This is a genomic window from Gordonia sp. 11cp, from assembly GCF_057767225.1.
Window position 1 is genome coordinate 4197769 of the sequence record NZ_CM173437.1, and the last position, 22401, is coordinate 4220169.

At 69.9% G+C, this 22401-nt stretch carries 18 protein-coding genes; 17 read left to right on the forward strand and 1 reads right to left on the reverse strand.

The genetic code is table 11. From position 1 onward, the window contains the following. Positions 1 to 3: 3 nt before the first annotated feature. The 14 genes from AC3B6C_RS18845 to aroB all read left to right on the forward strand — a co-directional run bounded on the left by AC3B6C_RS18845 (position 4) and on the right by aroB (position 19512). On the forward strand, positions 4 to 156 hold the full coding sequence (locus AC3B6C_RS18845) for a hypothetical protein (RefSeq protein WP_488357802.1): 153 nt from the start codon (positions 4 to 6) through the stop codon (positions 154 to 156). Beyond that, positions 153 to 3638 carry a transglutaminase family protein gene (locus AC3B6C_RS18850; RefSeq protein WP_488373743.1) on the forward strand — a complete coding sequence of 1162 codons (3486 nt, stop codon included), beginning with the start codon at positions 153 to 155 and terminating at the stop codon, positions 3636 to 3638. Before AC3B6C_RS18845 ends, AC3B6C_RS18850 begins: the two co-directional genes overlap by 4 nt. Beyond that, the gene (locus AC3B6C_RS18855) at positions 3635 to 6343 is read left to right on the forward strand and encodes a circularly permuted type 2 ATP-grasp protein (protein ID WP_488373744.1); all 2709 of its coding nucleotides are present in this window, start codon (positions 3635 to 3637) and stop codon (positions 6341 to 6343) included. The genes AC3B6C_RS18850 and AC3B6C_RS18855 overlap by 4 nt, the downstream gene beginning before the upstream one ends. Then, on the forward strand, positions 6340 to 7245 hold the full coding sequence (locus AC3B6C_RS18860) for a transglutaminase family protein (protein WP_488373745.1): 906 nt from the start codon (positions 6340 to 6342) through the stop codon (positions 7243 to 7245). Before AC3B6C_RS18855 ends, AC3B6C_RS18860 begins: the two co-directional genes overlap by 4 nt. 148 nt (positions 7246 to 7393) lie before the next feature. Further along, entirely contained in the window at positions 7394 to 8569 is a 1176-nt protein-coding gene (locus tag AC3B6C_RS18865; protein ID WP_035716982.1) for a hypothetical protein, read from the forward strand. Positions 8570 to 8576: 7 nt separating this feature from the next. Next, complete coding sequence (locus tag AC3B6C_RS18870; protein ID WP_010840957.1) at positions 8577 to 9962, forward strand: replication-associated recombination protein A; 1386 nt, start codon at positions 8577 to 8579, stop codon at positions 9960 to 9962. A gap of 121 nt (positions 9963 to 10083) precedes the next feature. Then, positions 10084 to 12795 carry an alanine--tRNA ligase gene (alaS, locus tag AC3B6C_RS18875; protein ID WP_488373746.1) on the forward strand — a complete coding sequence of 904 codons (2712 nt, stop codon included), beginning with the start codon at positions 10084 to 10086 and terminating at the stop codon, positions 12793 to 12795. Further along, on the forward strand, positions 12795 to 13256 hold the full coding sequence (ruvX, locus tag AC3B6C_RS18880) for a Holliday junction resolvase RuvX (protein WP_014926631.1): 462 nt from the start codon (positions 12795 to 12797) through the stop codon (positions 13254 to 13256). Before alaS ends, ruvX begins: the two co-directional genes overlap by 1 nt. After that, on the forward strand, positions 13243 to 15138 hold the full coding sequence (mltG, locus tag AC3B6C_RS18885; protein ID WP_488373747.1) for an endolytic transglycosylase MltG: 1896 nt from the start codon (positions 13243 to 13245) through the stop codon (positions 15136 to 15138). Before ruvX ends, mltG begins: the two co-directional genes overlap by 14 nt. Next, complete coding sequence (locus AC3B6C_RS18890) at positions 15135 to 16022, forward strand: shikimate dehydrogenase (RefSeq protein WP_488373748.1); 888 nt, start codon at positions 15135 to 15137, stop codon at positions 16020 to 16022. The genes mltG and AC3B6C_RS18890 overlap by 4 nt, the downstream gene beginning before the upstream one ends. 87 nt (positions 16023 to 16109) lie before the next feature. Further along, positions 16110 to 16514, forward strand: a complete 405-nt coding sequence (locus AC3B6C_RS18895; protein ID WP_488376304.1) for an A24 family peptidase — start codon at positions 16110 to 16112, stop codon at positions 16512 to 16514. Positions 16515 to 16565: 51 nt separating this feature from the next. After that, positions 16566 to 17774, forward strand: coding sequence for a chorismate synthase (aroC, locus tag AC3B6C_RS18900; protein ID WP_014926635.1), 1209 nt, complete (start codon positions 16566 to 16568; stop codon positions 17772 to 17774). Then, positions 17771 to 18340, forward strand: a complete 570-nt coding sequence (locus AC3B6C_RS18905) for a shikimate kinase (protein ID WP_014926636.1) — start codon at positions 17771 to 17773, stop codon at positions 18338 to 18340. The genes aroC and AC3B6C_RS18905 overlap by 4 nt, the downstream gene beginning before the upstream one ends. A gap of 11 nt (positions 18341 to 18351) precedes the next feature. Continuing rightward, positions 18352 to 19512 carry a 3-dehydroquinate synthase gene (gene aroB / locus AC3B6C_RS18910; protein ID WP_488373749.1) on the forward strand — a complete coding sequence of 387 codons (1161 nt, stop codon included), beginning with the start codon at positions 18352 to 18354 and terminating at the stop codon, positions 19510 to 19512. Between the two features lie 40 nt (positions 19513 to 19552). Here aroB and AC3B6C_RS18915 read toward each other — a convergent pair whose 3' ends face one another. After that, a complete protein-coding gene (locus AC3B6C_RS18915) occupies positions 19553 to 20083 on the reverse strand; it encodes a B-4DMT family transporter (protein WP_010840966.1) in 531 nt (176 codons plus the stop codon). A gap of 96 nt (positions 20084 to 20179) precedes the next feature. Here AC3B6C_RS18915 and AC3B6C_RS18920 point away from each other — a divergent pair, with 96 nt between their 5' ends. The 3 genes from AC3B6C_RS18920 to nusB are packed head-to-tail and all read left to right on the forward strand — an operon-like array spanning position 20180 to position 22363. Next, entirely contained in the window at positions 20180 to 21289 is a 1110-nt protein-coding gene (locus tag AC3B6C_RS18920; RefSeq protein WP_488373750.1) for a M24 family metallopeptidase, read from the forward strand. Positions 21290 to 21310: 21 nt separating this feature from the next. After that, on the forward strand, positions 21311 to 21874 hold the full coding sequence (gene efp / locus AC3B6C_RS18925; RefSeq protein ID WP_010840968.1) for an elongation factor P: 564 nt from the start codon (positions 21311 to 21313) through the stop codon (positions 21872 to 21874). Positions 21875 to 21877: 3 nt separating this feature from the next. Further along, positions 21878 to 22363 carry a transcription antitermination factor NusB gene (nusB, locus tag AC3B6C_RS18930; RefSeq protein WP_010840969.1) on the forward strand — a complete coding sequence of 162 codons (486 nt, stop codon included), beginning with the start codon at positions 21878 to 21880 and terminating at the stop codon, positions 22361 to 22363. Positions 22364 to 22401 lie beyond the last annotated feature (38 nt).

Genomic DNA, 22401 nt, shown 5'->3' on the forward strand with positions numbered 1-22401 from the left:
GACGTGAGTTCGGCCACCGCGGGTCCTTCCGCGGTGCTCGCCACCCGGCGCCTTCCGGTCATCTGTGATGAGATCTCCTCCATGGCGCACAGCGGTGGGACCGAGTCGGCTGCCGGGACCGTGGTGACACGCACCGGCGGGGAGGTCAGTCGGTGACGATCAAGGTCGCCCTCGAACACCGGACGGTGTACTCCTTCGACCGGCCGACCAGGATCTACCCGCACGTCGTCCGCCTGCGTCCGGCGCCGCACTCACGCACTCCCATCGAGGCCTACTCGCTCACCGTCGAGCCCGGTGCGCATTTCCTGAACTGGCAGCAGGACGCGTTCAGCAATTACCTCGCGCGCCTGGTGTTCCCGGAGCCGTCGAACTCCCTCGGGATCACCGTGAGCCTGGTCGCGGACCTCACCGCGATCAACCCGTTCGACTTCTTCATCGAGGACTGGGCCGAGTTCTTCGGGTTCGAGTATCCCGCGGAACTACGGCGCGACCTGGAGATCTTCCTTCGCCCGGCCGGTGTCACCGAAGGTGAATTCGCCGGTGCACCAGTACATCCGGAGATTGCGAAGTTCGCGGCCAAGCACCGTCCGGCCGGTCGTACGCGGGTCATCGACTTCCTCGTGCGCCTCAACGCGGCGGTCCGAGACGCCGTCGGCTACACGGTTCGTCTCGAGGCCGGCGTTCAATCACCGGAGTACACCCTGTCCAGCGCCATCGGGTCGTGCCGGGACTCGGCCTGGTTGCTGGTCGCACTCCTGCGCGAACTCGGGTTCGCGGCGCGTTTCGTCTCCGGCTATCTCGTCCAGCTGACCTCGGATGTGAAGTCGCTCGACGGCCCGTCGGGTCCCGACGCCGACTTCACCGATCTGCACGCGTGGACCGAGGTGTACCTCCCCGGTGCCGGATGGGTGGGTCTGGACCCGACGTCCGGGTTGTTCGCCGGCGAAGGGCACATTCCCTTGGCCGCCACCCCGCACCCCGTCGGCGCCGCCCCGATCACCGGATCGACCGGTCCGTGCCACGCGACACTCGATTTCACCAACACGGTCACGCGGTTCCACGAGGACCCGCGCGTCACCCTGCCCTACACCGCCGAACAGTGGAACCGGGTGACCGACCTCGGCGCCCTGGTCGACGAGCGGATGGAACGCAACGACGTGCGCCTGACGATGGGTGGCGAGCCGACGTTCGTGTCCATCGACAATCAGACGGATCCGGAATGGCGGACCGCCGCGGACGGCCCGCACAAACGGTTGCTGGCCGGACGGCTGGCCGGCCGTCTGCACCAGGCGTATGCACAAGGTGGGCTGATCCGGCGCAGCCAGGGCAAGTGGTATCCCGGCGAACCGCTCCCGCGCTGGCAGCTCGAACTGATGTGGCGCGCCGACGGTCTGCCGATCTGGCGGGACCCGCAATTGCTCGCCGATCCGTGGGCGACGCCGGTACAGTGCGCGGCCGCGATCGAGACCGAGACCCACGGCCCGGATCCGGAGAACATCGGCGATGCCGGCCCCGCGCGGGAACTGCTCACCGCGTTCGCCGAGGCGCTCGGGCTCCCGGCCGGCCAGGTCGTGCCCGCCTACGAGGACCCGCTGGTGCGCATGCGCGAGCTCGCCGCGATGCCACCCGGTGATCCCGGGACCGACCCGACCCTGCCCGCCGCGCGGTCGTTCGCGCAGGCCGAGATCGCCGTCGACGCCGACTCGACGGAGGGCGACGACGACGAGAGCCTCTCGCCGGCAGTGGATTCCGTCAACCGCAGGCGAGCGCTGATCGCCCGGCTCGACGCCGCCGTCACCGAGCCGAGCGCCCACCTGTTGCCGTTGAGCCGGTCGGAGGACCGGACCGCGTGGCAGAGCGCGGTGTGGACGACCCGGCGAGGACGGATCGTGCTGACCCCCGGCACCTCGCCGGCCGGGTTGCGCCTGCCGCTCAACTCATTGTCGTGGGGTCCGGCGCCGACACTGTTCGAGGCCGACCCGTCCGCACGCCACGAGGACCTCCCGGCCGACCCGTCGGAAGCCCTGGGCCACACCGTGCGCGCGGTGGACCCCGCGCAGTTCCTCCCGCGTACGGCCCTCGTCGCCGAGGTCCGCGGCGGTGTGGTCCACGTGTTCATGCCACCGACCTCGACGCTCGAGGAGTACCTCGCGATCGTCGAACTCGTCGAGGACGCGGCGGCCGCGACATCGACGCCGGTCGTCGTCGAGGGATACGGACCGCCCGCCGATCCGCGCCTCGTCTCGTTGTCGGTGACCCCGGACCCGGGCGTCGTCGAGGTCAACATCCAGCCGACCCATGGTTTCGCCGAGCAGTCCGAACTGCTCGAATCGCTGTACGAGCACGCGAGACAGGTGCGCCTGGGCACGGAGAGTTTCGATCTCGACGGCAGCCACGGCGGCACGGGCGGCGGCAACCACATCACCCTCGGCGGCGTCACGCCCGCGGATTCGCCGATGCTGCGCCGCCCCGACCTGCTGGTGTCGATGCTGACCTACTGGCAGCGTCATCCCGCGCTGTCGTACCTGTTCTCCGGCCGGTTCATCGGCACCACGTCGCAGGCACCGCGCGTCGACGAGGGACGCGAGTCGGCGCTGTACGAACTGGAGATCGCCTTCGCCGAGATCGACCGGCTCGCGGTCAAGAACGCCACCGGCGGGCGATTCGACGGCGCGCCGCCCAATCCCTGGGTCACCGACCGGGCGCTGCGACACCTGCTGACCGACATCACCGGGAACACCCACCGGGCCGAGTTCTGCATCGACAAGCTCTACAGTCCGGACTCGGTGCGCGGCCGGCTGGGCCTGCTGGAACTGCGGGCCTTCGAGATGCCGCCGCACCACCGGATGGCGATGGTGCAGTCGCTGCTCGTGCGCAGCCTGGTGTCGTGGTTCTGGGAGAAGCCCTACCGTGCCCGGCTGATCCGCCACGGCGGTGACCTGCACGGCAAACACCTGTTGCCGCACTACGTCATCGCCGACATCGCGCTGGTCGCCGAGGAACTGCGCGAGGCCGGCTACCCGTTCGAGACCGCGTGGCTGGATCCGTTCACCGAATTCCGCTTCCCGCGTCTGGGGACCGTGCAGATCCGCGACCAGGAGATCGAGCTGCGCAGTGCCATCGAACCGTGGAACACGCTGGGGGAGGAGTCGACCGGAACCGGCACCGCCCGGTACGTGGACTCCTCCGTCGAACGCGTACAGGTGCGGGTCCTGGGCGGCGAGGACGATCGATATCTGCTGACCTGCAACGGGTTCCCGATCCCGCTGCGTGCCACGGGACGTACCGGCGAACGCGTGGCCGGCATCCGCTTCCGGGCCTGGCAGCCGCCGAGCTCGCTACACCCGACAATCACCATCGACACCCCGCTGACCTTCGACCTGATCGACACGGTCAATGGCCGGTCGGTGGGCGGCGCGACCTATCACGTCGTGCACCCCGGCGGACGCGCCTACGATCGTCCGCCGGTCAACGCCGTCGAGGCCGAATCGCGACGCAACGGGCGGTTCGAGGCCGCCGGACACACCACGGGCACCGTCGACGTCGGACTGTTGCGCGAGCGGCAGTCCCGGCAGGCCATCGACTTCGGGGTGCCCGGAATCCTCGACCTGCGGCGGGCACGTACAGTTCTTCGGTGACCTCTTCGCCGGGCAACGCTTCCGCGGTGTTCGACCGCTACCGCGCCGAGGGCCACACGCTCTTCGATCCGGGCCGGCCGCTCGACTCCTACGACGAACTCCTGGAACCCGGTGGGGAAATCCGCCCGGCATGGGCGGACCTGGCCCGCATCTACCAGCTGCGCGGACCCGACCGCCTCCGGGATTCCGCCGCCCGGCTGGCCGCCGCGGTGAGCGACGACGGCGTGGTCTACAACGAGTTCGACGGCCGCGACACCGTGACCCGCGACTGGGAGGTCGACGCGGTGCCGCTGGTCGTCGACGGCGTCGAGTGGGCCGAACTCGAGAAGGCCATCACGCAGCGTTCTATGCTGCTGGACCTGCTGCTGCGTGACCTCTATCGCGATCAGAAGACGATCGCCGCCGGACTCGTCGCGCCCGAGATGGTCTTCGGGCATCCGGGGTACATCCGCAAGGCCGCGCGCCTGGAGGTCGCCGGCCCGCATGCCTTGTTCCTGCACGCGGTCGACATCTCGCGAACCCCCGACGGCGAATTCGTCGCCTACCGCGATCGCACCCAGGCGCCGTCGGGCGTCGGGTACGCGATCGTCGGTCGCCGGCTGATGTCGAAGACCTTCCCGCAGCTGTTCCAGGCGTGCGCGCCACGGCCGATGGCCAACTTCGCCGCCACGATGCGGCTGGCGCTCACCGAGTACGCGCCGCCGGGGGTCGACGACCCGACGGTGGCGGTCCTCAGTCCGGGCAGCATGTCCGAGACCGCGTTCGACCAGGCCTATCTCGCCTCGGTGCTCGGCTTCCCGCTCGTCGAAGGTGCCGATCTCACCGTCCGCGACGGTGCGGTCTACATGCGATCGCTGGGCCGGTACAAGCGCGTGGACGTGTTGTTGCGGCGCGTCGACGCCGCCTACGCGGATCCGCTCGACCTGCGGACGGACTCCCAGCTCGGCGTCGCGGGCCTGGTCGAGGCGATCTCGCGCGGCACCGTGACGGTCCTCAACACCCTCGGCTCGGGCGTCCTGGAGAACCCGGCGCTGCACACCGTGCTGGAGCGTCTGGCGCCGGTCCTGCTCGACGAGGATCTGCGGTTGAGGTCGGTCACCACCCACTGGGCGGGAGATCGGCTGCAGCGCGGTCTGATCCGTGACCGGCTGGCCTCCCTGGTGCTGACCAACACATGCACGGGGGAGGAGTTCATCGGTCCGCTGCTCGCCGCTGCCGATCGCGCCGAGCTCGACGCCCGGGTCGAGGCGCAGACGTGGCAGTGGGTGGCGCGCGACCTCGAAGCGTTCTCGGTGGCCCCCACGGTCACCCCCGGCAGTGGTTCCGGCGGTCCACCGGCGACGCTGCGCGCGGCACCGGTGTCGGTCCGCGCCTTCAGCGTCGCACAGGGTCCCGGCTACGCGGTGATGCCGGGCGGGTTGGGCGCGGTCCTCGCCGACGGGGTCGAGGGTGCCGCTCACCATGTCGTGGCCGCCAAGGACGTCTGGGTCACCAGCACCGAGGTGGGCGGGCACATATCGCGCCGTTCGGAGACGCGCGGCGAGCCGGCCGCCGAGGTGGCCGCGGGCGCGGCGGGGCGTCCGGTGACCCGTGAATACTCCTACGTCGCGGCCGCGGCCAGCCCTCGTGTGCTGGCGGACCTGTTCTGGCTGGGCCGCTACGGCGAACGGACCGAGCTGGTGACGCGCCTGGCCAAGGTGTCCCGCGAGCGGTATCAGGACTTCCAGTACCGCCCGTGGATGTCGGGAACACCGGCGGTGCCGCTGCTGCTGCACGCCGTCGCCACGGTGACGGGCACCGCGCGCTACCTCGACACCGCCGATCTCCTGATGTCGGGTTCGGACCGGCCGCCGTCGCCCGACCAGGTGAACGAGGCGATCGAGAAGATCGCCGACCTCACCGTGTCGCGGTCGGTGCCCGGGACCATCGCGTATTCGGTCGACCGGCTTCTGAGTACGGCCCGGGCGGTCCGGGATCAGATGTCGACCAGCACCTGGATGGTGCTCGCGCCCGTCGAACGGATCATGGCGAGCACGACCCGGCTGGTCGCCCGGTCGCGCACCGACGCCGACGCCGGTGTCGGCGACGCCGCACTCGATCTCGGACCCGACCTGGCCCGCGCACACGACGAGATCCTGCACGGTGTGCTGGCCCTCACCGGACTGCAGGCCGAGTCGATGGTGCACGACCCGGGGTGGATGTTCATGGACGTCGGCCGACGCATCGAACGCGCGGTCACCCTCGCCGACCTCACGCGCGCGATGTTCGCCGAGGCGCAGGACACCGACGTCGAGCAGACGCTGCTGGAGTCGTACCTGGTGGCCAATGAGTCGTCGGTCATCTATCGCCGCCGCAATCGCGGTCTGTACCAACCGGCCAGTGTCGCCGAGCTGTTGCTCTTCGACCCGACCAATCCGAGATCGATGATCTTCTGCCTGGAGCGGATGAACGCCGACCTGTCCTCGGTACCGGAGACCCTTCGGTCGGCCGGTGCCGAACGAGCCGTCCAGGACATGATCGCCGAGTTGCGTCGCGGTGATCCCGCCGACCTGGTGCGCGTCGACACCGACCGCAGGCGCCCTGAACTGGTCGAACTGATGACGACGCTGCGCACCGGTGCGACCGAGCTCTCCGACCTGCTGACCCGGACCCGATTCGCCACCCCGCGCCAGGCGCGACCGATCTGGGCAGGTGGGCAGTCGTGAGTTCGCGCGTCTACCGCGTGATGCACCGGACGAGCTACACCTACGACGACGACGTGTCGTCGTCGTACGGGCGTTGTCACCTGACCCCGCGCGACCTGCCGGGCCAGCGCGTGCACTCGACATCGCTGGAGATCGAGCCCGAACCCGACGACCGGTCGACCGGGCTCGACGTGTACGGCAACCACGACAGCTACTTCCACGTCCGGACCTCGCATCGCGAGCTCACCGTCACCGCGCGGTCGGTCGTCGAGGTGGATCCCGTGGACCCGGGCGTGCTCCTGAGCCCGGCGGCCCGGACGCCCTGGGAACTGGCACGACCCTGCGTCGTCGACGGCCGGGAGAGCGCCCTGGCTGCCGAATTCGTCCTCGATCTCGATCCGCCCGAGATCACCGACGCGGTCCGCGAGTACGCCGCCGGGGTCTTCACCCCGGGCCGTCCGCTCGTCGAGGCCGTCACCGACCTCACCTCACGGATCTTCGCCGACTTCACCTACCGGTCGGGGTCGACGGCCATCACCACCCGGGTCGACACCGTCCTGCAGCGGCGCGAGGGCGTCTGCCAGGACTTCGCGCGGGTCGCGATCGCCTGCCTGCGGTCGCAGGGCCTGGCCGCCAGGTACGAGTCGGGCTACCTCGCGACCGAACCGCCTCCCGGCAGAGAAAAGGTCTACGGCGCCGATGCCAGCCACGCGTGGGCGGCGGTCTGGATGCCCGACGGCCGGTGGCTGCCCTTCGACCCGACCAACGACAAGCTGGTCGACGAACGCCACGTCACGCTGGCGTGGGGACGTGATTACGACGACGTGCCGCCGCTTCGCGGGGTCATCTACACCGACTCCACGAAGAGCCGCATCGACGTCTCGGTGGACGTCAGCCCGACGGATGGCCTCACGCCGGGCTGAACGGGGCACGGTCTGATGACCCACCTGGTGATCCTTTCTGCCGCAGTGTATTCGGCAACCGGTTCGGCGATTTGTCAGCTGCGACGTGATACAGATGAACGAATATTGCTGTTGCGACATCGTTGCAACGGGTAGGTTGGTGGGCGACATGACGGTCATTACGGAAAGCCGCATCACCAGCGTGGTGCGGGCGGCAGAGGCGCTGCTGTCACACCGCGCCGGATCAGCAGTGGTCCTCGACGATCCCGAGGACCTCGGTGGCAGCGGACGCACGACGGTGGTGCGGGTCCGGGTCGCCCAGAATCCTCTGAGCCTGGACCGATCACTCGTGATCAAGGCTCTTCCCGAACACGAGGACCCGCAGGCCTTCCATCGGGAGATCGCGTCCTACAAGTACGCGACGGCGCTGCCGAACGAGTCACGCCCGGGTCCGCAGCTCATCGCGTCGGATCCGGACCTGCGCATCATGGTCCTCTCCGACCTCGGCCACGGTCGTTCGATGCTCGAGTATCTCGCCGGCGTCGACCCGGTCGAGACCTCCCGCGCGGTCAGCGCCTGGGGTCAGGCCCTCGGCCGGATGCACGCGGCGACGGTCGGCGGCGAAGGGGACTTCCTCGCGCTGCTGCGCCGCGGACCGTCGGGCATGCACGGACGCGACATCCTGCGCGACGAGGCACTGCGGTCGATCGACTCCGTGGTAGGGCACGCCGCGGCCCTCGACGTCGTGGTCCCGGACCGGGTGGTGGAATCTCTGCGTACCGCGGCCACGCTGTTCGACGAGGGCGACCACCGTGCGTTCAGTCCCTCCGACGTCGGTCCGGAGAACATCCTGCTGAACGACGACGGCGTGCAGTTCATGGACTACGAGTGGGGCGGATTCCGCGACGCGACCCTCGACATCGCCTATGCGGTCGTCACCATCACCGCGCAGCTGCCGCCCCGTGCCTCCGCTCGTGCCACCGACCTCGAGGTGTCGATGGTCGACGCGTGGCGCTCGGAGGTGCATTCGATCTGGCCGGCACTCGCCCACGAGCGGGAGATGCAGCGCAAGGTGCTGCTCGCCCGTCAGCTCTGGGTGTGGCTGTCGACGGTGTGGATGCTGCCGGGCGATCCGGAGGCCGATCACGCCGACGCCGACTTCGACGTGGCCGACTTCGGCGCGTCCGGTTTCACCCACGACTGGGCCCTGCACACGAACGACCCGCGCGTGATCGTCAGCCGCTGGACCGATCTCGCCGCCGCGGCGGGACGTGCGGGTGACGACGAGATCGCCGTGTTCGCGACCGCGATGGGCGTCGCGCTACAGCGCATCTGGCTGGCCTGACCCGCTCGTGGACGGACTGTTCGACCCACCCGACGACCCTCGGGCCGGCTCCGGTGGGCGTGGTGCCGCCGGGGGCCTCACCGCCCCGCCGTCTCCGTCGGCACCCCTGGCGGTCCGGATGCGGCCACAGACCCTCGACGAGATCGTCGGGCAGCAACACCTTCTCGGAACCGGCTCGCCGCTGCGGAAGCTGATCAGCGGTTCGGGCGCGGCGTCGGTGCTGCTCTACGGGCCGCCCGGGACCGGCAAGACCACCATGGCCTCGCTCATCGCGCGAGCCACCGGCGGCCGTTTCGAGGCCCTGTCCGCGCTGACGGCCGGGGTCAAAGAGGTACGTGCGGTCATCGACGTGGCCCGGCGCCGCCTCATCGGTGACGCCAGGTCCGGCGGTCAACAGACGGTCCTGTTCATCGACGAGGTGCATCGGTTCTCCAAGACGCAGCAGGACGCGTTGCTCGACGCAGTGGAGAACCGCATCGTCCTGCTCGTCGCCGCCACGACCGAGAATCCGTCGTTCTCTGTGGTCGCACCGCTGTTGTCCCGATCCCTGGTGCTGCAGCTGCGGTCACTGACCGATTCCGACATCCGGGAGGTGCTCACCCGGGCGGTCGCCGACCCGCGCGGGCTGGACGGCAAGGTCGAGGTCACCGACGCCGCCTATGACCACCTCGTCGCGGTGTCGGGCGGGGACGCGCGCCGGGCGCTGACCGCCCTAGAGGCCAGTGCCGACTCGACCGACCGCATCGACCTCGCCGACGTGGAGACCGCCATCGACCGCGCCGCGGTGCGCTACGACCGGGACGGCGATCAGCACTACGACGTGACGAGCGCGTTCATCAAGTCCATCCGTGGTTCCGACGTCGACGCTGCCGTGCACTATCTCGCGCGGATGATCGCGGCGGGGGAGGACCCGCGCTTCATCGCACGGCGCCTGATGATCCACGCCAGCGAGGACATCGGGATGGCCGACCCGACGGCCCTGCAGTCCGCGGTCGCGGCCGCCCAGGTCGTGAACCTCGTCGGGATGCCGGAGGCCAAACTGGCGCTCACCCAGGCGACCATCCATCTCGCGACGGCGCCGAAGTCGGCCGGTGTGGTCTCGGCCATCGGCGCCGCCCTCGCCGATGTCGAGTCGGGCAAGGCCGGCGCGGTTCCGGCCCACCTGCGCGACAGTCACTATCCGGGAGCCAAGAAGCTCGGCAACGGCGTCGCCTACCGATACCCGCACGACGACCCCGATGGTGTTGTACCGCAACAGTATCCGCCCGACGAACTCGTCGGCAGGGACTATTACGTGCCCACCGACCACGGTCTGGAGCGCGAGATCGGGCCGCGGGTCGCGAAGTTGCGGTCGATCGTGCGCGGCGCGGTCTCACGGCGCCGGTCCCGCTGACGGTCCGCGACAACGTCGTCGCGGTCGAGAGTCCCTCCGCTCTGCGGCGACCCGCCGACGGTAGTCTGGGATGTCGCGACATCAACGGCCGCTACCACCAACGGCGAGGACGAGACCCACAGTGCAGACGCATGACATCCGGAAGCGCTTTCTGGACCACTTCATCAAGGCCGGGCACACCGAGGTGCCGAGCGCTTCGTTGCTGCTCGACGATCCCAACCTCCTGTTCGTCAACGCCGGCATGGTCCCGTTCAAGCCGTTCTTCCTGGGTGAGCAGACCCCGCCCTACTCGCGGGCGACCAGCGTGCAGAAATGCGTCCGGACTCTCGACATCGACGAGGTCGGCATCACCACCCGCCACAACACCTTCTTCCAGATGGCGGGCAATTTCTCGTTCGGCGACTACTTCAAGCGCGAGGCCATCACGTTCGCCTGGACGCTGCTGACCAACAGCGTCGAGGACGGCGGCTACGGGATCGACCCGCAGAAGCTGTGGCCGACGGTCTACCTCGACGACGACGAGGCCGAGGCAATCTGGCGCGACGAGATCGGTGTGCCGGCCGAGCGCATCCAGCGGCGCGGGATGAAGGACAACTACTGGTCGATGGGCGTTCCCGGCCCCTGCGGGCCGTGCTCGGAGATCTTCTACGACCGCGGACCCGACTACGGCGTCGAGGGCGGCCCGGAGGCCGACGAGGACCGCTACATCGAGATCTGGAATCTCGTCTTCATGCAGAACGTCCGCGGTCCCGGCGGCGGCAAGGACAACTACGAGATCCTGGGACCGCTGCCCAAGCAGAACATCGACACCGGCATGGGCGTCGAGCGCGTGGCGTGTCTGCTGCAGGGCGTGGACAACGTCTACGAGACCGACCTGTGCAAGCCGATCATCGACCTCGCCGCGCAGCTGTCCGGGCGCGCATACGGTGCCGGTTCGCACGCCGACGACGTCCGGTTCCGCGTGGTCGCCGACCACGCGCGGACCTCGGCCATGCTGATCGGCGACGGTGTGCTGCCCGGAAACGACGGCCGCGGGTACGTCCTGCGTCGTCTGCTGCGCCGGGTCGTCCGGTCCATGCGGCTACTCGGCGCCGGGAGCGGAGCGAGCGGGCCGGGTCAGCTCGGTACCGGGGACAGTGAGCCCACCATGGGCGCGATCATCGGCAAGGTCATCGACCTGATGTCGCCGTCGTACCCCGAGCTGGAGACGCAGCGCCGGCACATCGTCGACGTGGCGGTGGGCGAGGAGACCTCGTTCTCCAAGACCCTCGCCGCGGGTTCGAAGCTGTTCGCCGACGCGGCGACCGCCACCAAGAGCGCGTCGCGCACGACCATCAGTGGCTCCGACGCCTTCACGCTGCACGACACCTACGGCTTCCCGATCGACCTGACCCTGGAGATGGCGGCCGAGGCCGGTCTCGCGGTCGACCAGGAGGGCTTCACCTCCCTCATGGCCGAGCAGAAGCAGCGCGCCAAGGCCGACGCCACCGCCCGCAAGACCGGACACGCGGACCTCAGTGTGTACCGCGACTTCCTCGACCGCGGGCCCACCGAGTTCACCGGTTTCGACGAGCTCGTGTCGGAGGCGCGGGTGCTCGGCCTCGTCGCCGACGGTGCCCGGCTGCCCGCCGCGTCCGCCGGACAGGAACTGACGGTCGTCCTCGACCGGACGCCGCTCTACGCCGAATCCGGCGGTCAGATGGCCGACGTCGGCACCATCACCACCGGCTCGGGTGTGCGCATGTCGGTCACCGACGTGCAGAAGGTCGGCAAATCGGTGTGGCTGCACAAGGTGCGCATCGACGAGGGCGAGATCGAGGAGGGCGACGAGGTCCTGGCTGCGGTCGACACGGCGTGGCGGCACGGTGCCACCCAGGGGCACTCGGGGACCCACATGGTCCACGCCGCGCTCCGCGAGGTCCTCGGCCCCGGTGCGACACAGGCCGGTTCGCTGAACCGTCCCGGCTACCTGCGTTTCGACTTCAATGCCACCGGTCCGGTGACCGAGGCCCAGCGCCGCGAGATCGAGGAGATCAGCAACGCCGCGGTCGAGGCGAACTTCCAGGTCAACACATTCGAGACCGGGCTGTCCGAGGCCAAGGCGATGGGCGCGATGGCGCTGTTCGGCGAGAACTACGGTGACGTCGTCCGCGTCGTCGAGATCGGCGGGCCCTTCTCGATGGAGCTGTGCGGCGGCACGCACGTCGCGTCGTCGTCGCAGATCGGCCCGATCACACTGATCGGGGAGTCTTCGGTCGGTTCCGGGGTCCGGCGCGTCGAGGCGTATGTCGGCATGGACTCGTTCCGATTCCTGTCGAAGGAGCGGGCGCTGCTCGCCGGTCTGGCCTCGTCGCTGAAGGTGCCGTCGGAGGAGGTGCCCGGGCGCGTCGAGCAGCTCGTCACCAAACTGCGCGACGCCGAGAAGGAACTCGAGCGGGTGCGTGCCGAAGCCGCGCGGGCCGCGGTGTCCGGTCTCCTCGACACCGCGACGACCGTCGGGGCCACCCTCGTGGTCGAGGGCCGGGTGCCGGGCCTGGACGCCAACGGGCTGCGTTCGGTGGTGACCGACCTTCGTGGCCGGGTCGCCGACCGACAGGCGGTGATAGCGCTCTTCTCGCCGAGCGGTGACGGGCAGGAGGCCGAGGTGCCCTTCGTGATCGCCACCACCGCGGCCGCCCGTGATGCCGGGATCAAGGCCGGCGACCTCGTCAAGGAGGTCGCGCCGCTACTCGGCGGCCGTGGCGGTGGCAAGCCGGACCTGGCCCAGGGCGCTGGCACCGATCCGTCCGGGATCGACGCCGCGCTGATCCGCATCCGTGAGTTCGTCGCCTGATGCCCGACCCGCAAGCCCGGCCCGACGCTGCGCCGCGGACCCGAGGACGACTCCTCGGGATCGACGTCGGGAGCGTGCGGATCGGCGTCGCCGTGTGTGACCCCGACGGCATCCTCGCCACGCCGGTCGAGACCGTGCGTCGGACTCCCACGGGCGCAGACGATCTCGACCGGATCGCCGCCCTGGTCGCCGAGTACGAGGCCGTCGGCGTGGTCGTGGGGCTGCCGAAGACCCTCAAGAACACCGCGGGCGCGGCGGCGGAGACCGCGCGTGCCTTCGGGGACCGTCTCGCGACCCGGATCGACCCGGTGGCGGTGCACTGGCACGACGAACGTTTCACGACGGTGACCGCACAGCAGGCACTGCACGCGAGCGGCCGGACGGTGAAGTCCTCACGCGCGGTGATCGACCAGGCCGCGGCGGTCGCTATTCTTCAGGGGTGGTTGGATGCACGACGGTGAGTCAGGGGAGCCTCCGGTGACCGACGATCGGCGTCGCACACGCCACCGCGACGGCCAGGGCCGCCGCACCGAGGGCATGGACCCCGAGCGTCTGCGGTACTTCACCCAGCCGGCCGCCGGGTCCCCGCACACGCGGCACCGTCGGCGTAGGACCGGCCCGGAATCCGGGGACTCCGCCGGTCGTCGACCGGCCCCGCCGCCCGTCCCGCCGGCCGAACAGGCGCGACCGGTCACCGGGACGCCCGGACCGCGCGCGACACCGGTCCGCATCCCGCCGGGACAGGCACCCACGCCGCCCCCCGCCCCGCCTCGACCGGCCCCGCCTCAGCGGCCGCGGGTCGAGGACGACGTCGACACCGACTTCACGATGGCTCGCCCGGCCACTCCCGAACCGCCCGTCCGTGGCGCCCGCAACGAGGGATTCCGTTCTGCCCCCGCCGGATACGAATCCGCGGGGAAAGGGCATGACGACTACGCCGACCCTGGCTACGGCAACGAGAACTACCGCGACGAACACCACGGCGACGAGCACTACCCCGAAGAGAGGTACGCCGAGGAGAGCTACGGCGACCCGCGCCAGGACCGGCCTGCCGACACCGCGCGTCCGGTGCGCGACCCGGGCCCGGTCACCCCTGCACCCGTCCGGGAGGCCGACGAGCACGACGACTGGTGGGCCGGGGTCGACGACGCCGAGGCAGCGCAGCAGACGCGCCGGGCTCCGCGCCGCAAGCGCAGCCGGGGGAAGCGTCGTGCGGTGCTGGCGATCGCGATCGTCTTCATGCTTGCGCTGATCACCGGCGTCGGCTACTACGGTGTGCGCGCGACCGGCCTGCTCGAGTCGCGCAAGGACTACACCAACGCCGCCGGTGCGGGCGACGTCGTCGTCGACATCCCGGACAACTCCACACTCGCCGACTTCGGCCGCATCCTCGTCGACGCCGACGTGGTCGGCAGCGTGCGGGCGTTCGTCGATGCCGCCGGCGGACAGCCGATCTCCGGCGGGCTGTACAAGATGCGCACCCAGATCCCGGCGACCACCGCCGTGGAGATGCTCACCGACGACGGAGCCGAGCACCGTGTCGGGCGAGTGGTGATCCCGCCGGGGCTGCAACTCGATTCGAAGACCGGTATCGACGGCAAGGTCACCCCGGGGATCTTCCAGCTGATCGAAAACGCCACGTCGTTCTCGGTCAACGGTCAGCAGGAGGGTGTGACCGTCGCCGACCTCGAGAAGGCCGCGGCCGAGGCCACGCCGGAGGAACTCGGCGTACCCGAATGGGCCCGCCAGAACGTCGCCGGGATGACAGGCGATCACCGTCGGATCGAGGGGCTGATCGCACCGACCACCTGGGAGCGCGTGGAACCCGATCACACCGCCACGCAGATCCTGCAGGAGATGATCTCCCAGAGCGGGTCGATGTTCGAGCAGTGGGGACTGCTGGACCGCAACAACTCCGGGCTCGAGCCGTACGAGACGCTGATCGCGGCGTCGATCGTGGAGCGTGAGGTCCGCCACGTCGAGGACGCGCCGAAGGTAGCGCGGGTCATCCGCAACCGCCTCGACCGCGACCAGCTGCTGCAGATGGACTCGACGCAGAACTACACCGCCGACATCACGAACATCGATGTGCACGGCGAGGCGTACAAGAACGACAACGAATGGAACACATACCGCTACAAGGGGTTGCCGCCCACACCGATCGCGGCGGTGGGCGTACCGGCTCTCGAGGCGATGCTCGACCCCGCCCCGGGCGGCTGGCTGTACTTCGTCACCGTCGACACCGCCGGGACCACGTTGTTCGCCAACACCTTCGAGGACCACAAGCGCAATCGCGAGGTCGCCTGCCGCAACAAGCTGGTGGCCACGGGATGTAGTCAGTGACCAGCGGACCCGCCGTGAACACCGTGCCCGCCGACGTCCGTTCCCCGCACGGCGACCACCGTCGGGCCGCGGTCCTGGGTTCGCCGATCACCCATTCGCGGTCACCGCGCGTCCATCTCGCCGCCTATCGGGCGCTGGGGCTCGCCGATTGGCGGTACGACCGGATCGAGTGCACCGCCGAGCGCCTGCCGGAGATCGTCTCCCGCGCCGACGCCGACTTCATCGGGTTCTCGGTCACCATGCCGAACAAACGCGCGGCCCTCGACTTCGCGACCGAACGCACCGAGCGCGCGGAGTTGGTCGGGTCGGCCAACACCCTCGTCCGGGTGCCGTCCGGATGGCGCGCCGACTGCACCGACATCGACGGCATGTCGGGTGCCCTCGGCGATCTCGCGATCGGTGCCGACATCGCTTCCGGGACAACACCTCTCGCCGTGGTCGTCGGGGCGGGCGGAACCGCCCTGCCGACGATCATGGCGCTCGACGACGCCGGCGTCACCGACGTCGTGGTCGTCGCCCGAGACGCCGGGCGCGCCGCACCCGTCCTCAACCTCTGTGAACGGTTGGGCATGAGCGGCGACATCCTGCCCTTCGAACCCGGCGAGGCCCTCGACCGCCGGTGCCGCGACTCCGCGGTCGTCGTGTCGACCGTGCCCGCCCAGGCGGCCGCCTGCCTGACATCGGCGGTGGCGCGGGCGCGCAAGGTCGTGGACGTGATCTACGACCCCTGGCCGACGCCTCTCGCGACCGCGGTCGACGCGGCCGGCGGAACCGTCGTCGGCGGTCTGGTCATGCTGGTCAACCAGGCCTTCCGGCAGGTCGAGCTGTTCACCGGGCTCCCCGCGCCCCGCGACGCGATGATCGAGGCCCTGAGCGCAGACTGACGCCTGGTCGTTCCGAGACCGTCCACAGGACATGGGGCTTGTGAACGGACCGGCGGCGAGGTGCCGATGTCGCGCCATGCTCGGCCCATGGGCGAGTGCGCGATCCTGCTGTGGCTGTCGGTCATCGCCGTGACCGATGCCGACACCCACCGGATCCCGAACGTGCTCGTCTGGCCGGGCATCTGCGGTGCGATGGGCGCGTGCCTGGTTCATCCGGGGGCGGCGGTGGCCGCACTGACGGCGGCGACCCCGTACGCGTTCGCGTTCGGCATGCGATGGTGCGGCGGCGGAGACGTCAAGCTCGCCGCGGCCTGCGGCGCGCTCGCCCTGCGCTGGGATGCCGCGCTTCTCGTGGCGGCGCTCGCCTCGCTCGTCGCGGCGGGCACGGTGGTCACCGACCGGATGGGTCGGCGGGACCCCGCCGGTACGGGTGCGCATCCGCACGGACCGGCGCTCGTCGCCGCGACGATCGTCGTCGCCGGTCTGCTGTGACAGGAGCTACCCGTGGTTCGGCGGCGCCGCCGTCGGACGGGGCGCGGGAGCATGGAACAATCGTCCACTGTGTTGCGCTGGATAACTGCCGGAGAATCCCACGGTCCCGCCCTGGTCGCCATCGTCGAGGGCATGGTGGCCGGTGTCGAGGTCACCTCGTCCGACATCGGCGAGCAACTGGCTCGCCGCCGACTCGGCTACGGCCGCGGTGCTCGGATGAAGTTCGAGGCCGACAAGGTGACCGTGCTCGGCGGGGTCCGCCACGGCCAGACCATGGGCGGCCCGGTCGCCATCGAGATCGGCAACACCGAGTGGCCAAAGTGGGAGACGGTGATGGCAGCCGACCCCGTGGACGCCGCCGAACTCGAGGGCAGCGCCCGCAACGCACCGCTGACCCGTCCCCGGCCCGGCCACGCCGACTACTCGGGCATGCTCAAGTACGGCTTCGACGACGCCCGCCCGGTGCTCGAACGCGCCAGCGCTCGGGAGACCGCGGCACGCGTCGCGGCCGGCACCGTCGCCCGTAACTTCCTCCGTCAGGTGCTCGGCATCGACATCGTCTCCCACGTCATCTCGATCGGCGCGAGCGATCCGTATGTCGGTCCGCCACCGCGCATCTCCGACCTCGAGGCCATCGACGCCAGTCCGGTCCGCGCCTTCGACTCCGACGCCGAGAAGTCGATGATCGCGGAGATCGAGGCGGCGAAGAAGGACGGCGACACCCTCGGCGGCGTGGTCGAGATCGTCGCGACCGGAGTACCGGTCGGCCTCGGTTCGCACGTGAGCGGTGAGACCCGACTGGACGCCAGACTGGCGGCCGCGCTGATGGGCATCCAGGCCATCAAGGGCGTCGAGGTCGGCGACGGCTTCACCACCGCCCGCCGCCGTGGCAGCGAGGCCCATGACGAGATGGTGCCCGGCGCCGACGGTGTGCTGCGCTCGACCAACCGTGCCGGCGGGCTCGAGGGCGGCATGACCAACGGCGAGGACCTCCGCGTACGCATAGCCATGAAGCCGATCTCGACGGTGCCGCGCGCACTGTCGACGATCGACATGTCGACGGGGGAGACGGCCAGCGCGATCCACCAGCGTTCCGACGTCTGCGCCGTGCCCGCGGCGGGTGTGGTCGCCGAGGCGATGGTCGCACTCGTCGTGGCCCAGGCCGCGCTGGAGAAGTTCGGCGGGGACTCGGTCACCGAGACCGCCGCGAATCTCGCCGCCTACCGGGCTGCCGTCGACGCGCGCCCGCCCCGGGCATGACCCAGCCCCCGGTACCGCCGACCCCGCCCCCGACCCCGACGCGTACGACGACGGGTCGTCGTCCGGCGGCCGTGCTGATCGGCTTCATGGGGGCCGGGAAGTCCACGGTCGGGCGCGTGCTCGCCGATCGGCTCGGCGTCGACTTCATCGACACCGATGTCGAGCTCGTCCGACGGACCGGGCGCAGCATCCCGGAGATCTTCGTGTCCGATGGCGTCGAGGCGTTCCGGACGATCGAGGAGAATGTCGTCACCGACGTCCTGGACAACCATGGTGGCGTGGTGTCGCTCGGTGGCGGAGCGGTCACCACCGCCGGCGTCCGGGAGGCCCTGACCGATCATCGCGTCGTATACCTTCGGGTCTCGCCCGAGCGCGGATACGAACGCGTCTCCGGGACTGATCGCCCGCTCCTGGCGTCGGCGGACCCTGCCGCCAGATACGCCGAACTGCTCGCCGAACGGACGGCCACCTACGAGGCGATGTGCACCTTCGACGTCGATGCCGACGCAGACCCCGACACCGTGGCCGATGCCGTCGTCGTCCGACTCGCCCGCGAACTGATGTGAGGAAGCCGAGAATGTCAGTGAACGAACAGCCCGGGAACGAACCCGCAGGGACCGACGCCGCAGGGACCGAACCGGTGGCCATCCGGGTCAACGCCGGAGCGCCCTACGACGTGATCATCGGCCGGGGACTCCTCGGCGAGGTGGCCGCAGCTGCACAGGGTGCCGACCGCATCGCGATCCTGTACCAGCCGCCGCTGGCCAAGACAGCCGAGCAGGTTCGAGAGTTCCTGGCGGAGAAGGGGTTCGACGCCCATCGGATCGAGATCCCGGACGCCGAGGACGGCAAGGACCTCTCGGTCGCGTCCTTCTGCTGGGAGGTGTTCGGCCGGATCGGCCTCAAGCGCAACGACAAGGTGATCAGCCTCGGCGGCGGAGCAGCCACCGATCTCGCCGGGTTCGTCGCGGCCACCTGGATGCGTGGCATCGGGGTCATCCACATCCCGACCACGCTGCTGGCGATGGTCGACGCCGCCGTCGGCGGCAAGACCGGCATCAACACCGAGGCGGGCAAGAACCTCGTCGGGTCGTTCCACGAGCCCGACGCCGTGCTGATCGACATCGGCACCCTGGAGACCGTCCCGCGCAACGAGATCGTCGCCGGGCTCGCGGAGGTCATCAAGACCGGCTTCATCGCCGATCCCACGATCCTCGACATCATCGAGGCCGATCCCGAGGCCGCCCTCGACCCGACGTCGGGGGTGCTCCCAGAGCTCATCCGCCGCTCGGTCCAGGTCAAGGCGGACGTGGTCTCGGCCGACCTCAAGGAGTCGTCGCTGCGCGAGATCCTCAACTACGGCCACACCCTGGGACATGCGATCGAGCGCCGTGAGCGCTACCGCTGGCGTCATGGCGCGGCGGTGTCGGTGGGGCTCGTGTTCGCCGCCGAGCTCTCCCGCCTGGCGGGGCGCCTCGACGACGCCACGGCGGATCGGCACAAGGCGATCCTTGATCTCGTGGGGCTCCCCACGACCTATGACCCGGATGCGTTCGCCGATCTCCTGCAGGGCATGGCGGGGGACAAGAAGAACCGCTCGGGTGTGTTGCGCTTCGTGGTCCTGGACGGGCTGGCCAAGCCCGGCCGACTCGAAGGGCCGGACCCCGGGCTGATCGCGGCCGCCTACTCCGCGGTGGCCGGCGGACCGGCGTCGAAGAGCACCTCGGTACTGCTCTAGGACCCGGTGCCGTCAGCCGGCGGTCACGACCGGTGCCGCCTCAGCGGATGCGCTGGGTCGGCGCGTCCGCGTCGGTGGGGGTGCCGTCCTCGTGGCGGGGTGAATCGTCCTCGTGGACCGACCAGTCGTCGTCGGCGGCGTTCTTGTTCTGGTCGCGCCGGACGAGGAACCGGCCGATCGCCGCGCCGACGAAGGCCGGGACGAAGACGAGCAGTGCGGTGAACGACGCACCGGCGATGAGTTCGACGAACAGGCTGGCCTGCCCGATGCCGGCGAGGACGACCGTGCCGAGGATCCAGGAGATCAGCCCGGCGAGGACACCCGCCAGGACGCCGGCCTGCAGCCAGCGCACGGTGAGGTCCTCGTAGTCGTCGGGATCCGGGTTCGCGCGGGCGTCGCGGATCCCGTCATAGCCACCCCACACCAGGGCGATGAGGACGACGGCGGCGATCGCGATGGTGCGCCAGACGGTCGAGTTCAGCGGCGCCTGGACCACTGCGAACCCGAGCAACACGCGGGCGAGGACGTGAACTGCGGTCATCGTCAGACCGCGCACCAACCACGAAGACATGCGCGTCATCTTACGCACGGGTCGCGTGACAGCGGACACACCTGGTCGAAGTGGTCGGGTTCGCGCGGTTCGGACGCCCGCCGTAGCGTGGCGGGGGTGCCGATCATCCATGACACCGGTGGCCGCCGCGACCGGTTGCGTACCGAGCTGCGATCCGCAGCCGACCCGGTCTCGTTCCTCGTCGTCTCCGACCTCGTCAACGTCCGCTATCTGACCGGTTTCACCGGCTCGAATGCCGCTGTGCTGATCGACGTCAACGATCCCGCGGGCGATCGGATCGCCACCGACGGCCGCTACCTCACCCAGGTCGCCGAACAGGTGCCCGACATCGAACCGATCATCGAACGCGCGGTGGTCGGTGCGCTCGTCGACCACGCACGGACCGCCGGGGCAGGTCGCGTCGGCTTCGAGTCCGACACCGAGACGGTGGCCGGGCATCGGGCGCTGTCCACGGCCGTCGGGGACTCCGGGGTCGAGCTGGTCGGCATGTCCGGGATCGTGCAGAACCTCCGCGCGGTCAAGGACGCGGGGGAGATCGAACTGCTGCGGGCGGCGTGCGCGATCGGCGACGCCGCCCTGGCGCAGATCGTCGCCGACGGCGTGCTGCGGTCCGGGACGACCGAACGTCAGGTCGCACGTGCCCTCGAGTGGGAGATGTATCGGCTCGGGGCCGACGGCATCGCCTTCGAGACGATCGTGGCGGCCGGCGCGCACTCGGCGATCCCTCACCACCGGCCCACGCACACCGCCCTCGCCGACGGCGATCTCGTCAAGATCGACTTCGGGTCGGTCGTCGGCGGGTATCACTCGGACATGACGCGGACCTTCGTCCTGAGGCGCGCGGCGTCGTGGCAGCGAGACCTCTACGAGCTCGTCGCGACCGCGCAGACCGCGGGCCGGGCGGCGCTGACGCCCGGCGCCGACCTCCGGGCGGTCGACGCGGCGGCCCGGGACGTGATCGACGACGCCGGACACGGCGAGCACTACGTGCACGGTCTCGGCCACGGGGTGGGGTTGCAGATCCACGAAGCGCCGGGAATCGGCAAACTCGCGGCGGGTACACTGCCATGCGGTGCTGCGGTCACCGTGGAGCCCGGTGTCTACCTGCCCGGATGGGGCGGGGTCCGGATCGAGGACACTCTGGTGGTCACCGACGGCGACCCCGACCTGCTGACCGCCACCGACAAGACATTCACCGTCATCTGACTGCAAGGGAACGAATACCACATGGCATCCACCGCCGACTTCAAGAACGGCCTCGTGCTGCGCATGGACGACCAGCTCTGGCAGATCATGGAGTTCCAGCACGTCAAGCCGGGCAAGGGGCCTGCGTTCGTGCGTACCAAGATCAAGAACGTGCTGAGCGGCAAGACCGTCGACAAGACCTTCAACGCCGGCGTCAAGGTCGAGACCGCCACCGTCGACCGTCGTGACATGACCTTCCTCTACAACGACGGCACCGACTACGTGTTCATGGACTCGCAGGACTACGAGCAGTTCTCACTGCCGCCGGCCACCGTCGGCGACGGTGCGCGCTTCCTGCTGGAGAACATGACCGTGCAGGTGTCGCTGAACGAGGGCAACCCGCTGTTCGTCGAGCTCCCGGTCACCGTCGAGCTGATCGTCGCCCAGACCGATCCCGGACTCCAGGGCGACCGCTCGACCGGCGGCACCAAGCCGGCCACCCTCGAGACCGGCGCCGAGATCCAGGTGCCGCTGTTCATCAACACCGGTGACAAGCTCAAGGTCGACTCGCGCGACGGCAGCTATCTCGGCCGCGTCAACTCCTGACCTGTGAAACAACCCGGAACCCGACACAAGGCGCGGCGCCGCGCGGTGGACCTGCTCTTCGAAGCGGAGGCCAAGGGAGTCAGTCCCGCGCAGCTCGTCGCCGAACGCCGCGAGTACGTCCGATCCGACGAGAGCGTCGGCTCGATCCACGACTACACCGCGACCGTGATCCAAGGCCTCGCCGACGATCAGGCGCAGGTCGACGCGGTCATCTCCTCGTACCTGCGGGACTGGACCCTCGAACGACTCCCGGCGGTCGACCGCGCGATCATGCGCCTGGCGACCTGGGAGCTGTTCAACTCTCTCGACGTCGACACGATCGTGGTCGTCGACGAGGCGGTGGAGCTCGCCAAGGAACTGTCCACCGACGACTCGCCGGCCTTCGTCAACGGGGTGCTGGCAAAGATCGCCGAACTCGCTCCGCAGGTCCGCGCGGCCGCGTCCGCCGAGCCCGGTGGTGCCGCACCCGGACGGCCGGAGCCGAACTGATCCGCACCGGGTGTGGCGTAGGTCGCGGGAATTCGTCC

Excerpts from the sequence above, each read along its gene's own strand:
- AC3B6C_RS18865 (WP_035716982.1), top strand. The coding sequence starts at position 7,394 with ATGACGGTCATTACGGAAAGCCGCATCACCAGCGTGGTGCGGGCGGCA.
- AC3B6C_RS18915 (WP_010840966.1), bottom strand. The coding sequence starts at position 20,083 with ATGTCTTCGTGGTTGGTGCGCGGTCTGACGATGACCGCAGTTCACGTC.
- ruvX (WP_014926631.1), top strand. The coding sequence starts at position 12,795 with ATGCCCGACCCGCAAGCCCGGCCCGACGCTGCGCCGCGGACCCGAGGA.
- AC3B6C_RS18895 (WP_488376304.1), top strand. The coding sequence starts at position 16,110 with ATGGGCGAGTGCGCGATCCTGCTGTGGCTGTCGGTCATCGCCGTGACC.
- efp (WP_010840968.1), top strand. The coding sequence starts at position 21,311 with ATGGCATCCACCGCCGACTTCAAGAACGGCCTCGTGCTGCGCATGGAC.
- mltG (WP_488373747.1), top strand. The coding sequence starts at position 13,243 with ATGCACGACGGTGAGTCAGGGGAGCCTCCGGTGACCGACGATCGGCGT.
- aroB (WP_488373749.1), top strand. The coding sequence starts at position 18,352 with ATGTCAGTGAACGAACAGCCCGGGAACGAACCCGCAGGGACCGACGCC.
- aroC (WP_014926635.1), top strand. The coding sequence starts at position 16,566 with ATGGAACAATCGTCCACTGTGTTGCGCTGGATAACTGCCGGAGAATCC.
- AC3B6C_RS18905 (WP_014926636.1), top strand. The coding sequence starts at position 17,771 with ATGACCCAGCCCCCGGTACCGCCGACCCCGCCCCCGACCCCGACGCGT.